Source organism: Bacillus sp. N5-665 (assembly GCF_022637375.2).
In the GTDB taxonomy this organism is placed as follows: domain Bacteria; phylum Bacillota; class Bacilli; order Bacillales; family Bacillaceae_G; genus Bacillus_A; species Bacillus_A wiedmannii.
Genome location: NZ_CP093325.1, coordinates 2452416 through 2467760 on the forward strand (window position 1 = coordinate 2452416; position 15345 = coordinate 2467760).

The following is a 15345-nucleotide window of genomic DNA, read 5'->3' on the forward strand; positions in this document are numbered from 1 at the left end:
GTAGATCCATCTCTTTTTTATATGCTCCATGATTAACTGCGAATCGCCTTAATCATAAAACGATGTTGCTTTACATCAAAATAACCTTTTTGTAAGATGATTTCATGTATACGATATAATTCCTCATAGTAACCTTCGACAGTAAAATCAGGAATTTGCCACGGAATCGCTTTTAAATAATAGACGATAGCGCCAATGTCGTAAAAGCGTTGAAAAGGGAACTCTTTTTTTTCTTCTAAAATAGTAAATCCATTTTCCTTTAACTCAATGCATGCTGCTTCGAGCGACCAACTTGCAAATTCGCTATTTAGCGGTGCGCTAAACTGTTCATTTAGTTCCGCACAATCGAGACCACCAACTTGTTGTGTAAGGAAAATTCCATTTGGAGAAAGAATTCTGTTTAGCTCAGAGGCAGTATACGATTCATGTTGATTTATGATTAAATCAAACTGACCATCTTGAAATGGTAAAGCAGTATCATCTGTTACCTCTATAACTGTAACCCCTAAAGGTTCTAATTTCTTCCGAGCAATTGGCACGTTTGGAGCATAGCCCTCAGTCGCAAAAATAGTTGATGGGAACGGTTGTAACATAGATAAAAACTCTCCGCCGCCAGTACCCATATCGAGCATTGATTCTGCACGCTGCATAAGTTGAAAAGCAGTGCTGCCGTACGACCACGATAAAGGCTCGCTCTTCATTCGACCAGTTTCTGAAATAAAAGAAAAATCCCAACCGCTAAAATTTGTATTAGCACTTTCTAATAAAGTTAAAAATAATAAATCACGTTTCATAATTATATCCTCCTATTTTGTAAGTAAATGATATGATGAGAAAAGAAAAAAGGAGGACCTCTTATTAAAGTGGAACGGTTTTACGTTTCATGTTCGAATAGATTCATATAAATTCGCTCCTTGTTAGAGTGGTTATTTGTATATTCGGGATAATCGAGTGGAAATCCTTTGAAGTTATAAGGGAAGGTGAGAGTGCAACTAAATTTTGGATGGGGTATATAGTGAAACTGCATTGTGCCAACATATTTTGTGAAATATGATATTTCACATTTCTGTTACATAACAATAAAGTCGTACTGTTTATAAAAAAGTGGAACCGTTCACTCCCTTTAGATTTACTTATCTATGGGGATGTTTTTATTAATATAAGAAATGGATATATATACTGAATATAAAAATTTTATTCTTTGAAAATATTCCATAATTTAGTATTGTTTATATATGGAATATTTAGTTTGTACGAAAGGGGGAATAAGATGTTTTTACAAAAGTATAAGGGTTTGATTCTAGGGATAGTGGGTGCTGTATTAGGAATAATATCCTTTATTTACCTTAAAGATTTGGATTATATATATAAGACGGGCCTTAAGTTATTATCTGTAACATTAATCGTTATAGGATGGGTTATTGCCTGTGATTCGACCCGTTTCTATAAAAAAGAGAATAATAATGTATAGGTGTTATTATTCTCTTTTTTATACAGTCTTTAATTAGCGAACATTTCTTATGCAAGGAAGAGGGCAAGGTGCTATATGAAAAGAATGAAAAATGTAATGTTGCTATTGTTATGTTTCTTATGTTTAAGTGGTTGTAATTATGAAGATGAAGATCAGGTGAAAAAATATGTGAAAAAAAAGCACGGAATGGATGTGATTGTAACAGATTGGGGTGCTATACATGAAGGGAATATGGGACATACATATCATACTGTTCAAGCGAAAAATAACAAAAATATTCAATTTAGAGTAGAAGTAGATGGCATCTTATATTCAAGAATAAAAGGTGATGAATATCAATACGGGAAAAAAACATATGAGGAATATAAGAAATTCAAACCCATGCTAGAAGAAATTAAAAAATTAGGTTACGTGGAACCTGAAAATAAAAATGTTTTTCAATATATAGTGGATGATGATTATATAGAGGAGAAACCAACTGATAAGTTAGTATTAACTTTAAAAACGAGTGACAAGATTGATTACAGTCAATTTGAATCAAAAGAATTAGATCGTTTATATGCTTTATTCCAATTCATTCAGAAGAGTAATAAAAAGATAACAAAACTTGAAATTGAGGATCATAATGGTGAATCTATAGGCTTACCTTTTCATAATGTGCAAAAAGCTATAACGAAAGAAGAACTGCTTTTAACAATGAAAAACACTGTAAGCGGTTATTGGACATATTTGATTCAAACTGAAACAAAAGTAGGCGAAAGGTTAAATGAAATTCAAAATGATCGTTTTGTAATTGAAGATATTACTTGTTCAAACCCGAAAGACGGCAATTGTCTAGAGTATGAATTGACTTTAGTTTTCAATGATAGTGAGATAAAATATAGAAATGATTCCTATGTAATAGAGGATTTGAGAAAGGTAGTCACTATTCTTAAAGAAGAACTATATAATAAGGAATTTAACATATTTTTAAGGAACAAGGATGGAACAAGTTATTCACTCTGGCTATCATCAGAAAAAATCAAGAAAAATGATAACATAGAAGAGCTAGTAAAATAAAGGTATAAAGAAGAATTTTAAAGCACTTTTTACGTTTATTATTGCTTTATTCAAAAGGAAAAAACGCTTATACTTCATTTTTGAAGTATAAGCGTTTTTGTTTAAAATACTTAAAAAGAAAAATCTTTTGGCAATGTCCCACTTTTTATTACCGTTCTTAACCCATGTTTTATAATCCAAGGGTTAACTGGATGCTGTTTATGACGTAAATGTTGTAACCATTGAAAAACGAGTTCTTTATCTTCTTTCGTAATATCGTTAATATGATTGGCTACTGATTTTTGGACATATTTAGAAGGATCATTCATTAATGGCTCAAGAAGCTTTAAATTATTTGTAAAGTCACCTTTCAGAGCTCCCATTTTTTTAGCCCACGGAAGTCTTGGTCTTGTACCTTCGGAAACTAATCTTCTAATGTGGCTGTTTTCGTCATGAATCCACTGTTGTAATATGTGTAGTGTGTCTTCATGGTATGTTTTGAGAAAAGGCCGAATGGCATATTCAGCAGTATTCCTTTTTGTTATTGCATACATGGCGTTACATGAGGTTTCAAAATCGTTAAGCCCATATTTTTCAACGTATTTTGCAATAGGCATGTACATATATCCGTTTGTAAATGTGCCTACTTCTGTTGTGTTTTCTGGCCCCAATGTTTTCAGTAAAATATGTATTGCTGCATTAAAATCTTTTTGTAATGCATCGTGTAATTCATCTGCTATTACTTCTATACGTTGCTTTAACTCTAATTTTTCAACTTTACATGTTACGGAAGATACGAAGTTTCTTTTCGGAAAATTAGGATCGTGTTTACAAATAGAATCAGCCATTATTTCTGCTAATTCTTCATTAAATAAAAATTTTAACGGAACATATTTACCCATTTTTTCACCTCATTTGTCAGCTGAAAACAATTTTTATTTTTTAATCGACAATCCATAAACTAAAGTCTCACTCGGAGTCGTAATACTAAAACCTGTCGTCTTATAATCAAGTTTCACCGTATCACCAGTGTAGTCTTTCGTGAATGAATCCATTTGTACGATAAACTCGGCATCTTTATATACAACATCATCTGCATCATATGTATCCCAAATTAAATCAACATCAACGAAAATACTACAAGAGTTTGTCATTGTTCCTCTAATGCGAATGATCTTTTTATCTTCACGTTCTAATTTATGTATAGCTGCTTTTGCTTCATCAGTAATACGAATGTTCATGGTATCCCAACCTTTATATATATTTCCTTTATTATTGCAAAAACAGGAGAAATAGGGAAGGGAGAAGCATCGGAATAAAAAACGAGCAAACATATTTGTTTGCTCGTTTCACTTTATTTCAATTCACATTTATCGAGCGGAATCACTTTCGTTTTCTTCGTAAATTTATATCCTAACCATAGTACTAAGAAGAGTGGTAAACCGATGTAAGAAACGAGTACACCGTTCCAATCGATTGATTCGCCCATAAATGCGCCGTAGTTTTGACCTAAAATTACGATGACACAAAGTGCAAATGCGAAAATTGGACCGAACGGGAACCATTTTGCTCTATATGGTAAGTCTTTCAAATCTTTTCCTTGTGCGATATATGCTTTACGGAAACGGTAATGACTAATTGCAATTCCGACCCATGCGATAAAGCCAGACATTCCAGATGCGTTTAATAACCAAATGTATACAACACCGTCACCGAATAAAGAGGCAATGAAAGCGATACTACCGACAATTGACGTTACGATTAATGCGTTAACAGGTACACCGCGGCTATCTAATTTACCAAGAAACTTTGGTGCTTTTCCTTGGCGAGCTAAGTCCCAAAGCATACGAGTTGATGCATACATACCAGAGTTACCAGCAGACAATACTGCCGTTAAAATAACAGCGTTCATAACAGAAGCAGCAAAGGCAACGCCCGCTTTTTCAAAAATAAGTGTAAATGGACTTACTGTTACATCGCTTGCAGCAAGGCTTTCAGTCGTATAAGGAATTAATAAACCGATAACGAGAATCGCAAGGATATAGAATAAAAGAATACGCCAAAAGATAGAACGAATTGCTTTTGGAATGTTACGCTCTGGATCAGCAGTTTCACCAGCAGCTACACCTAATAATTCAGTTCCTTGGAATGAGAACCCAGCAGCCATAAATACACCGATAATTGCCATAATGCCGCCATTAAATGGTGCATCTGCAACAGTGAAGTTTTTAAAGCCAACAGATTCGCCGCCCATAATTCCGAAAATCATCATAAAGCCGACAATTAAAAAGATAATAATAGTAACTACTTTAATAAGTGCGAACCAATATTCAGATTCACCAAACCCTTTAACAGATAAATAGTTTAAAAGGAAAATAATAGCTAAACATAATCCACTCCAAATAAGAGAAGGGGTATCTGGGAACCAAAATTTCATAATTAATGTTACAGCCGCGAGTTCAGCAGCAATTGTAATGGCCCAGTTATACCAATAGTTCCATCCAAGTGCAAAGCCAAGGGATGGATCAACAAATTTTGTTGCATACGTGCTAAAAGATCCGGTAACAGGCATGTAAGCCGCGAGTTCAGCTAAGCTTGTCATTAAAAAGTAAACCATAATTCCAATTGCGGCGTATGCGACTAGTGCACCGCCAGGACCAGCTGTATGGATGACACCACCGCTGGCAAGAAATAGTCCGGTACCGATTGTACCACCGAGAGAAATCATCGTAAGGTGACGAGATTTTAATCCGCGTTTTAATTCACCTTGTCCTTGTGTAGTTTGCGTTTTAGAGGTAGATTGATTTGTTGCGCTATTCATGTTCAACACTCCTTTTCTTGTAGGTTAGGAAGGAGCGGGGGAGAAAAATACAAAAAACCGCCAAAGGAATTAGGCGGAACGTTTCACAAATAACCACCCCATCATACCCTTCCGTTAAGATAGCACCCCACGTTTACACGGTAATTTTGTAAACGTGACAGTTCTGTTCCTTTCGGAGACAGCCCCAGCTCATATTTCCAGAGAAGAAATATAAACTTCGGCAACTTTTCCTTTCAAACGGAGTTGGTGACATTCTCTGTGTCTCGTCCGTTTTACTCATAAAAGTCGCAACCTCTACCTCATCGGATTGATGAGGATTTGATATATTGCTAAGATTTTTAATATATGGCAATTGTAATGACTTTCTGAATATATTGCAAGATATTTTGTTAGGAAAAGTCAAAAAATATCGGTTATTGTATAGGAAACGCTTGCAAAACTCCACCCGAACCTACTGTTATGTAACAAAAAACAAATAAAGAAATTGTTATACAAATGTTTCGCAAAAAATATTGAAAAACCCTTTAAAAATAAAAGAAAATTCTGAAAATATAATTCGACATTCATAATAAGGTCATATTTTTTGTTATAATTAAAAAAACGTTTAAGCAAAAAAGGGGAAATTAACATGAAATTAGAAACAGAAAGACTCTATATAGTACCGTGTACAGAAGAGGGTATGCAAGTTGCTAACGAGCAAGGATATAACAGTGGTCCGCATATTGTAGGGCATGTAGAAAATGTAAAACAAAATAAGGTTTTATTACCTTGGGGCGCGTGGTATGTCATTCGCAAAGAAGATGACATCGTTCTAGGTGATATAGGATTTAAAGGGAAACCAAATGAGGAACATACAGTAGAAATTGGTTACGGATTTATTGAGAAATATTGGAATAAAGGGTATGCGACAGAAGCTGTAAGAGAATTAATAAATTGGGCTTTTCAAACAGGAGAAGTAGAAACGATTATTGCGGAGACACTTCTTGAAAATGATAGCTCGATTCGTGTATTAGAGAAATTACATATGAAGAGAATTGACACTACAGAAACGATGATTAATTGGAAAATAGAAAAATAAAAAATACCGCTCGAAGTATATCGGGCGGTATTTTTATCGTTATGGTAGCATTTGTTTTTGATCATTCGGATATCCGGCTGTCGATGCGTTAGAACGCTTGGAATGATTGCGAACAGCAATGAAAATAGAAATAATAACGACAAGACCAACTGCCACGTAAGAAAGTGAAATAATAGTTGGATCAACTTTAAATGTAGTAAGCAATGTACGAATGTTTGTAAAGATAATAAGGCCACCAACTAATACGCCAAGTAAATGAGAAGGAACGATGCGTACTAGCCATGCAGCGATTGGTGCCGCAACGATACCACCGAGCATGAGAGAAAATACCCAAACCCAGCTTACTTGTTCCCATCCAAGTGAAATGAAAAATCCAATTGTTGCAGCGAGTGAAACAGGAAATTCGCTCGTATCTACAGATCCGATAACTTTTCTAGCTTCATTTCCTCTTGCCAAAAGTACAGGTGTCGTAATCGGACCCCAGCCACCACCACCAGTTGAATCAACGAATCCAGCGAATAAGCCAAGCGGAACAAGCTGTTTTGCAGACATACGTTTATTTGAAGTAACAATTTGTTTTTGAATGATGAATCGTAATAAAATATAAACCCCTAAAGTAAATAAAAATACGGAAATGTACGGTTTAATTACATCGCCAGGTAAATTGCTTAAAAAACATGCCCCAATAAATGCGCCAATTGCTCCTGGTAATGTAAGCCTGGAAACGGTATATTTATCAACGTTTCCAAATTTGATGTGAGATGCACCAGAAGCGGCGGTTGTAACGACTTCAGCTAAATGAACAGATGCGGAAGCTACAGCTGGTGCGATACCAAACATTAATAATAGTGAGGTAGATGTTACCCCGTACGCCATTCCAAGTGCCCCATCAATCAATTGAGCGAAAAATCCAATAATAGCAAAGACAATTAATTTCTGCATAAATAATCCCCCTGTAATAATAAATGAAAAAGGCACTTTTCCCGTATGAGAAAAGTGCCTTTGGTTTTTCCAATCAGCAATAATTAAATTTGTTTCATTATAATACATATTAATCGTATAAATCAACTGGGTTTTAAAGTTTTTTGAATTGAATGAAAGAAAAATAAAATATACAATAAAAGGATGGAGAGAAAGGGGAGAAAGACATGTTACGATTTGATCATCTCGTACACGCAGTATATGGTACACCGGAGGAAGCGGCAAAACAAATACAGGAGCGTGGATTTCATACTGCAATAGGCGGAGAGCATATTACTTGGGGTACTTGGAATAGTTTATGTTATTTTGATTTATCCTATATAGAATTTTTAGCAGTTCAGCATGAAGAAAAAGCGAAGAAAGCAGACAATCCATTAGTACAAGAAACAGTAGTAAAATTACAAGACGGAGAAGGAATGCTACAAATCGCAATTCGAACAGATGCCATTGAAGACCTAGCAAATAATTTTAGTAAGCACGGTTTACATACGATAGGACCATTTGAAGGAAAACGTATAAGAAAAGATGGCCGTCTTTTAGAGTGGAAAATGTTATTTGTAAAGCAAGAGGAAAACGGACCGAAATTACCTTTCTTCATACAGTGGAATGAAACGGATGAAGAAAGAAGAAACGATTTACGTAACATAGGAACAATCACTGAACATAAAAATAAAGTACAACAAATTGAAACGATTCATTACGCAGTGAAAAATGTTCGAGAAACAGTACGGAAATGGAAAGAAGTAATGGGGCTAACTGCAAGCTCAATCACAAAGAATGAAGAATGGAATGCGGAGTGTCAAAGCGTATCATTTGGTGATGTTCATGTGCAGTTTTGTGAACCAATAGGAGAAGGGTTAGTACTAGAACGTTTGAAGCATCATGGCGAATATCCATTTGCAGTGGAGTTTAAAGGTGAAAATAAACGAGAGCATGAAGTGTTAGGTAGTTTGTACATATATTGATAGAGGTGAATGTTGTGAAGGAAATGCTTAGAGAGATAGAGAGACAACTAGAATGGCATCGTATTGTAAAGTGTACAGCTATTTCAAAAGGCTTTTCACATGAAGAAAAATATAAAGTTGAATTAAAGAACGAAGAAACTTATTTTGTGAAAGTATGTGATGCTGTTCATTTTGAACGTAAACAAGAAGAATATACGTATATGAAACAATTAGAGTTATTACATATTCCAACGCCCAAGTTAATTCATTTCATAAAACTTGAGGAATTAAATAAATGTGTACAAGTATTTGAATGGGCCCAAGGTGTAAATGGTGAAGAAGGTTTAGGGAAGCTATCGGTGGAAGAACAGTATAATGCAGGAAGAAAAGCAGGGGAAGTATTAAAGAGGATCCACTCAATTGGAAGAGAAAGTGCAAGTAATAAATGGGGAACGGTTCGATGGAATAAATACGAAAGATACGTAGAAGCGTTAGCAAACTATGAAATAGACTTCCTTGATTTGAAGCCAGTATTAAGTTTTGTAGGGGAGCATAAACAATTATTGAAAAATCGCCCTATTACCTTTTTACACGATGACTTCCATCCAGCAAATAGTATGATTCATAATAAGGAATTTATCGTTATCGATTTTGGAGGATATGATTTTGGCGACCCAATACACGATTTTTATAACGTAGCGATTTTTACTACAAGAATAAGTAAACCATTTGCGGTTGGACAAGTTCACGGTTATTGCGTGGGAGAACCGTCACTTCATTTTTGGCAACTGTATTCATTATATGCAGCAATGACATTCCCAGCTGATATCGTATGGACAAACCGAAGCACGCCACATTTAGTAGATGATATGAAGGAAAGGTTGAACGTAATTTTAGAAGATCATAACAATTTTTCATCCTATATTCCAAAATGGTATCAATCACAACATGAGGATAGAATAAACAATAAGTAATGGAGGGATTCATATGGATAAAATTGCGGTAATTTCAGATATTCACGGTAATATTCCAGCTCTAGAATCTGTGCTGCAAGATATTAAATTAAGAGGAATCGAGCGCATCATTTGTCTTGGAGATTTAGTCGGGAAAGGTCCTCATTCTAGCGAAGTGATTGAAATCATTCGTAAAGAATGTGATGGAGTTGTAATGGGGAACTGGGATGATTTCATTACAAAACCGACTGAATTTGAAGCGTTAAAATGGCATCAAAAACAATTATCGGAAGAACAAAATGACTATTTAAGAAGTTTACCATTTTCAATCGAATTTTTTATGAGTGGCAAATTGATTCGTATGTTCCACGCATCGCCGAGAAGTTTATATGAAAGAATTCAGCCACATGCCTCAAGAGAAGAGCGTATTAGTATGTTCGAAAACAGTGAGTTCACAGAGAATATAGAAGGGGAAAAAAAACCAGATGTCGTTTGCTACGGTGACGTTCACCAAGCATTCGTTCAAAATTTCAGAGGGAAAACGTTATGCAATGCAGGTAGTGTAGGCAATCCACTTGAAATTACACAAGCTTCCTATTTAATATTTGAAGGAACTTACAATGAACAAGAAGCCGCAAGCTTTTCCATTCAACTCGTACGTGTACCATATGATATTGAACTAGCCATCAGACTAGCAGAAGAACTCGATATGCCAGAAATTGAAGAATACAAACAAGAATTACGGACTGCTTTATATCGAGGGTTTAAGGGAAAGTAAGCCAATTATAATATATCTATCGTAACTTCAAATATATTAACGATTCGAAATAGGATATCGCCTTACCGACAAATAATGACATGAATTGTTACCTGTAATTATGTTATGTAAACTAATTGTAGGAGGAAATATCATGAACCGAATACAACGCATGAAAGAAATTGTAGATCATATTTTAAAATTAAACTTAACCCATCCAACAAGAGTTGGAGTAAGTGGTATTACAGCTTCAGGAAAAACAACATTTGCAAACGAAATAGCTGAAGAAATAAAAAAACGAGGTTTACCAGTAACACGCGCCAGCATTGATGATTTTCATAATCCGAGAGCGGTTCGCTATGCAAAAGGAAAAGAATCTGCAAGAGGGTATTACGAAGATGCACACGATTATACAGCTTTTAAAGAAAGATTATTAAAGCCTTTAGAGCTTAACGGGAATTTACAGTATGAAACGATTTCTCATAACTTAATAACGGATATGCCTGTACATAATAAGCCACAAGTGGCCAAGCAAAATATGATATTAATAGTAGATGGAACGTTTCTATTGAAAAAAGATGTTGAGCATTTATTTGATTACAAAATCTTTGTAGATACAGATTTTGAGATGGCGAGAAAACGTGGTGCAAAGCGAGAGACTGAGACTTTTGGAAGTTATGAAGAAGCAGAGAAAATGTTTTTAAACAGATATCATGCTGCCTGTAAGATGTATATAGATGAGCATAATCCGAAAAGTTGTGCGGATGTTATATTTCGGAATAATAACTTTGATGATCCAGTAGTTGTATTTAAAGAAATTTAATATTGTTTATACAGCAAACAATTCGTGAAAGGAGATGTTTTGGATGGATAAAAAAGAGAATCCGAACGATTGGCCTGTATGGGCGAATGAGTCAGTAGAGATAGTGAATGCAAATCCTGATTGGCAAGATAAAGGCAGATGTGAAGAGCAGCAACTATATGAACTGCTTGCTCCTCTCGGTATAAGCAAAGTAATACATATAGGAAGTACATCCATACCTGGTTTACCTGCAAAACCTATCATTGATCTAATGGCTGAAATAGACTCATTTGATAGAGTACTAGATATTTTAGCGGAATTGGACTTATATAATTGGCATTATGTAAGCCCAGAATTGGATGAAAGACCTTGGAGAAGGTTCTTTGTGAAAGTTAAGAATAATAGGCGTGTAGCTCACCTTCATTTAATGGTTAAAGGAACTGAGCAATGGGAGCATCAACTTTTATTTCGTAATCGCTTACGAGAAAATCCACAATTAGTTTATGAGTATTCAAATCTTAAACAAGATTTAGCTAAAAGATTTAACCAAGATAGAGAAGCCTACACAAAAGCTAAAACAGAATTTATTAAGCAAGTTCTAAAATGATGCAACCTTTGATTGTAACTACGTTTGAATACAAAAGAAAAAACATCCTTTATTTTATAAATTAAACTTACATGAAATGCATGTAAATAAGGTGAGAGACTGCGATGTTCTAAAGTATTTCCTTTTATTTATTAGGATAAATTATATATAATTGAATCAAGTTCATATAAGGATAGGCAATTACAGGGGATAAGGCGAAAATATGTTAATAAAGTAAAAAGGGGACAGAAAATATAATGGATGAAGTACTAGAATTAAAAGAAGAACTACTACAAATTAAAAATAATAATTATGCTGTACCAGAAGACGTAGATGCATATCCATATGCGCAGTGGATGTTAGATTATATCGGTTCACCTGATGCTGAATTACGTGATGATTTAATTTATAGTACGCTTCACACATGGATTACAAATGATGTGTTTAGACAAAAAGAGTTGCGAGGATTAATGTTACAAGCAATTAGTCCTGATTATTTATTTTATAAAATTGGTGAAAAGGGCACAGACTCTGTATTTAAACGTGCATTCTCCGTATTAATTCCGCCACTTATTTTATCTGTTCATGAAAGAGAACCACTGTTATCTGAAGAACAACTATACAGTGTGGCAGAACAAGTACTAGAATATGTATATTTAGAAGAAGATGTAAGAGGATACGTAGAAGGAAAAGGCTGGGCACACTCTACGGCGCATGCGGCTGATGCACTAGATGCGTTAGCACGTACTATACAAAATCGTGAGTTTTCATATGCAATACTAGCTGCTGTTCGCCAGAAGGTTCGATTAAGTGATTACGTATATGTGCACTTTGAAGATGAGAGATTAGTAGCGCCAATTATGTCGTTACGTAACCAAAATATTTTAACTGGAGAAGAGTGGAGCAATTGGCTACATAGTATAGCAACTGTTGAAGATATCCGACATCCGCAGCATGCTATTTTAGTACAAAATATTAGAACTTTCTTAAGAAGTTTTTATTTTAGAGTTTTAGAGGCAGAAGGTAGTACAGCCTTTACAGATGATATATTGGAGACTTTGAAGGGTTTGCGTAGGTATTAAAAGTGATCCATCCTTAGAAACAATGAATAGATATTAAATTTGAAAATTTATTAGAAATTTATTTTTATATTGTACCCTTTCAATATAGGTTGAAAGGGGTGTCAAATGAAAAAATTATTAAAGTCAGTGAAAATAATATTTTTAATGTGTATTAGTATGATTTTCTTTGGAACAGGCGCTATATTTATATATCATAACTATCAATTAAAAATGGAATCGAAATTAATGAACAATGAAGGCGAACTTGTTAATTTCGATAATAAAAAAGTGAATGTTTATAATGAGGGGAGCGGGGAGGATACGTTTGTATTTATGGCCGGATCTGGAATTGCCGCTCCTGTTTATGAATTGAAAGGCTTATATAGTAAATTTTCGAAGGAAAACAAGATTGCTGTAATTGAGAGAGCGGGTTATGGATACAGTGATGTTTTTCGAGATGATAGAGATATTGATACGATATTAGAACAAACGAGAGAAGCGCTTATTCGAAGTGGAAATAAACCACCTTACATTTTAGTACCACACTCTCTATCGGGTATAGAGGCTATTTATTGGGCACAAAAATATCCAAGTGAAGTAAAAGGGATTATTGCGTTAGATATTGGTTTACCTAAACAGTATGTGACTAATAAAATAGGTATGGTTGATTCATTAAAAATAAAAGGGATGAATATTTTAACGAAAATTGGTTTTCAGAGATTAGCTCCCTCTATTACTTATAATCCCGAAGTCATTCGTCAATCCTTTTTAAACGAACAGGAAAAAGATATTTATAAAGCGCTTACGTATAAGAGGGCTTTTAATGATGATATGAAGCAAGAACTTTTACAAAGCTACAATAACGGTAAAAAATCAAATTCTTTATCGATCCCAAAAGAAACACCTATGTTATTTATAGATGCGATTGCTAGGCAATATAAAGATTCGAAGTATACAAAGCAAAAAAACGAAGACTATAAGGAGTTTGCTAGCAAGTTATTAATAGCTGATGTAAAAATAATTGAAGGTACACATAGTATTTATTTATATGCTCCTGATGAAATATACAAAATTGCTATGGATTTTATTAAGAATAAAGTAGTGAAGAACTAAGCAATTGTTATTTTAGCGATGAAAGGTCTACATAATGAAAGTATATAACATATTAATTGTTGAAGACGATTTGATTATAGGAGATTTATTACAAAAAATTTTACAGCGTGAGAAGTATAATGTGTGTTGGGAGAAAGAGGGAAGGAAAGTTTTTGATGTAATTTATGAAATAGATTTAGTCGTAATGGATGTTATGTTACCAGGTGAAGATGGTTATCAAATTACAAAGAAAATAAAAAATTTAGGATTAAATATTCCAATTATATTTCTATCAGCAAGGAATGATATGGATAGTAAACTAAAAGGTTTGACTATTGGAGAAGAATACATGATAAAACCTTTTGACCCTAGAGAGTTATTGTTAAGGATTCAGAAAATGTTAGATAATCAATATGGTACGTTCACGCAAATTAACCATTTATTTATAGATGCAGAATATAAAAGAGTTTTTATTAATGATTTGCGTAATGAAGTTGCTTTTACAGCAATTGAACGTAAAATATTTTTCTATTTATATGAAAATAGAGATAGAATTTTATCTAAAGAACACTTCTATGATTACCTATGGCAACTCGAAGATAGAAATCAAAATATCATGAACGTACATATAAAGAAAATCAGAACCAAAATTGATGATAAAACAGGTGATATTATTCAGAACATATATGGAGAAGGGTATAGATTAAATACCTATATGAAGAAATGAACTTAAAGAAAAAATATCAGTTACTATTATTCTCCGCTATTATTAGCGTACCACTGTTATTGTTGTCAATTAGTATCTTTGTATCCGTTATTTATAATGTTGTCTTTAAAACTAAAAATCAGAACATTCCTTTTCACGAATCCTATGCATATCCTACGATGTTAATCATATTTTTATTATCACTATTAATATTAGCTTTTGTATTTTCAAAATCGATTAATACAGTATTAAATAAAATTAATGTATTAAATCAAACGATTCGAGATTTAGCTAGTGATAAAAAAATCCCTAATATAATAAATGTTAAAAGCGATGATGAAATGGGAGAGCTGATTAAATCAGTGAACTTGCTTATAGAAAGAACAACTTATCGAGAATTAGAACTACAACAACAGGAACAAATAAAAAAGGAACTATTAAATAAATTACGGCATGATATTAATACACCCTTAACAGCGGTCAGATTACAATTATATTATTTAGAAGGTGAGTACAAGGAACAAGCACCAGTACTTGAATCAATGTATGAGCAGATACAATATATAAGTGATTTAACTAACGAATTTAATATTCAATCTACAGAGACCTTAGAGAATACTTATATTGTGAATGATGAAGTGAATATACATAATTTAATAGAAAATATGATTAAGAAATGGAGCTATTTGTATAGCATTCATAAAATTGAATTAGTATTTAATCCACAAGATAAAGAGTTGATATGGAATAGTAATGAGTTATGGATTCAAAGGTTATTTGATAATATTTTTCAAAATGTCCTTAAACATTCAAAAGCAAAAAAATTCAAAATTATTATACATGAAGATATTGTTTCCTTTAGAGATAATGGGATTGGGTTTGATATAAATAGTAAAGGTACGGGACTTGGTTTGAAAAATATTGAAGATATATCAAAGATGTTCGAAATAAAATACACTTTACAATCAAATAGTAAGGGTACTATGTTTTCATTTGAAAATACAAAAGTTTAGAGCAAATTACATAAAACCAACACCTCCCAACCATACTAAAAA

Annotated in this window: 17 protein-coding genes and 1 riboswitch; of the genes, 12 read left to right on the forward strand and 5 right to left on the reverse strand. The window is 33.6% G+C overall.

The window, feature by feature from the left end; genetic code table 11:
• Positions 1 to 32 precede the first annotated feature (32 nt).
• Positions 33 to 794, reverse strand: coding sequence for a class I SAM-dependent methyltransferase (locus MNO09_RS15140; protein ID WP_000817543.1), 762 nt, complete (start codon positions 792 to 794; stop codon positions 33 to 35).
• 476 nt (positions 795 to 1270) lie between these two features.
• Between MNO09_RS15140 and MNO09_RS15145 the strand changes: the two genes are divergently transcribed.
• Positions 1271 to 1471, forward strand: a complete 201-nt coding sequence (locus tag MNO09_RS15145; RefSeq protein ID WP_000479692.1) for a hypothetical protein — start codon at positions 1271 to 1273, stop codon at positions 1469 to 1471.
• A 75-nt stretch (positions 1472 to 1546) separates the two neighbouring features.
• The gene (locus tag MNO09_RS15150; protein ID WP_070168928.1) at positions 1547 to 2530 is read left to right on the forward strand and encodes a hypothetical protein; all 984 of its coding nucleotides are present in this window, start codon (positions 1547 to 1549) and stop codon (positions 2528 to 2530) included.
• A gap of 110 nt (positions 2531 to 2640) precedes the next feature.
• Here MNO09_RS15150 and MNO09_RS15155 read toward each other — a convergent pair whose 3' ends face one another.
• The 3 genes from MNO09_RS15155 to MNO09_RS15165 form a co-directional block, all read right to left on the reverse strand.
• Entirely contained in the window at positions 2641 to 3411 is a 771-nt protein-coding gene (locus MNO09_RS15155; RefSeq protein WP_000521688.1) for a DNA alkylation repair protein, read from the reverse strand.
• Positions 3412 to 3444: 33 nt separating this feature from the next.
• On the reverse strand, positions 3445 to 3750 hold the full coding sequence (locus tag MNO09_RS15160; protein WP_001026165.1) for an iron-sulfur cluster biosynthesis family protein: 306 nt from the start codon (positions 3748 to 3750) through the stop codon (positions 3445 to 3447).
• Positions 3751 to 3863: 113 nt separating this feature from the next.
• Positions 3864 to 5330: an amino acid permease gene (locus MNO09_RS15165; RefSeq protein WP_001083398.1), complete on the reverse strand. Its 1467-nt coding sequence runs from the start codon at positions 5328 to 5330 to the stop codon at positions 3864 to 3866.
• A gap of 112 nt (positions 5331 to 5442) precedes the next feature.
• Positions 5443 to 5635: riboswitch (Lysine riboswitch) on the reverse strand.
• Positions 5636 to 5958: 323 nt separating this feature from the next.
• On the opposite strand from MNO09_RS15165, the gene MNO09_RS15170 reads away from it, so the two are divergent.
• A complete protein-coding gene (locus MNO09_RS15170; RefSeq protein WP_088107311.1) occupies positions 5959 to 6408 on the forward strand; it encodes a GNAT family N-acetyltransferase in 450 nt (149 codons plus the stop codon).
• A 39-nt stretch (positions 6409 to 6447) separates the two neighbouring features.
• Here the strand turns inward: MNO09_RS15170 and MNO09_RS15175 are convergent, their stop codons facing one another.
• On the reverse strand, positions 6448 to 7458 hold the full coding sequence (locus MNO09_RS15175) for a sulfite exporter TauE/SafE family protein (RefSeq protein ID WP_002096492.1): 1011 nt from the start codon (positions 7456 to 7458) through the stop codon (positions 6448 to 6450).
• 98 nt (positions 7459 to 7556) lie between these two features.
• Between MNO09_RS15175 and MNO09_RS15180 the strand changes: the two genes are divergently transcribed.
• The 9 genes from MNO09_RS15180 to MNO09_RS15220 all read left to right on the forward strand — a co-directional run bounded on the left by MNO09_RS15180 (position 7557) and on the right by MNO09_RS15220 (position 15303).
• Positions 7557 to 8354 carry a VOC family protein gene (locus tag MNO09_RS15180; RefSeq protein ID WP_000943368.1) on the forward strand — a complete coding sequence of 266 codons (798 nt, stop codon included), beginning with the start codon at positions 7557 to 7559 and terminating at the stop codon, positions 8352 to 8354.
• Positions 8355 to 8368: 14 nt separating this feature from the next.
• Entirely contained in the window at positions 8369 to 9307 is a 939-nt protein-coding gene (locus MNO09_RS15185) for an aminoglycoside phosphotransferase family protein (RefSeq protein WP_000661759.1), read from the forward strand.
• A 13-nt stretch (positions 9308 to 9320) separates the two neighbouring features.
• Complete coding sequence (locus MNO09_RS15190; protein ID WP_000357638.1) at positions 9321 to 10064, forward strand: metallophosphoesterase family protein; 744 nt, start codon at positions 9321 to 9323, stop codon at positions 10062 to 10064.
• 133 nt (positions 10065 to 10197) lie between these two features.
• Positions 10198 to 10866 (forward strand): nucleoside/nucleotide kinase family protein, encoded by a 669-nt coding sequence (locus MNO09_RS15195; protein WP_001079966.1) that lies wholly within the window; start codon positions 10198 to 10200, stop codon positions 10864 to 10866.
• A 43-nt stretch (positions 10867 to 10909) separates the two neighbouring features.
• Positions 10910 to 11452, forward strand: coding sequence for a GrpB family protein (locus MNO09_RS15200; protein WP_000358236.1), 543 nt, complete (start codon positions 10910 to 10912; stop codon positions 11450 to 11452).
• 236 nt (positions 11453 to 11688) lie between these two features.
• The gene (locus tag MNO09_RS15205; protein WP_000344673.1) at positions 11689 to 12513 is read left to right on the forward strand and encodes a DUF2785 domain-containing protein; all 825 of its coding nucleotides are present in this window, start codon (positions 11689 to 11691) and stop codon (positions 12511 to 12513) included.
• Positions 12514 to 12618: 105 nt separating this feature from the next.
• Positions 12619 to 13605, forward strand: coding sequence for an alpha/beta fold hydrolase (locus MNO09_RS15210; RefSeq protein ID WP_000734907.1), 987 nt, complete (start codon positions 12619 to 12621; stop codon positions 13603 to 13605).
• 34 nt (positions 13606 to 13639) lie between these two features.
• Positions 13640 to 14311, forward strand: a complete 672-nt coding sequence (locus MNO09_RS15215; protein ID WP_088107310.1) for a response regulator transcription factor — start codon at positions 13640 to 13642, stop codon at positions 14309 to 14311.
• Positions 14308 to 15303: a sensor histidine kinase gene (locus MNO09_RS15220; protein ID WP_001049591.1), complete on the forward strand. Its 996-nt coding sequence runs from the start codon at positions 14308 to 14310 to the stop codon at positions 15301 to 15303. The genes MNO09_RS15215 and MNO09_RS15220 overlap by 4 nt, the downstream gene beginning before the upstream one ends.
• Positions 15304 to 15345 lie beyond the last annotated feature (42 nt).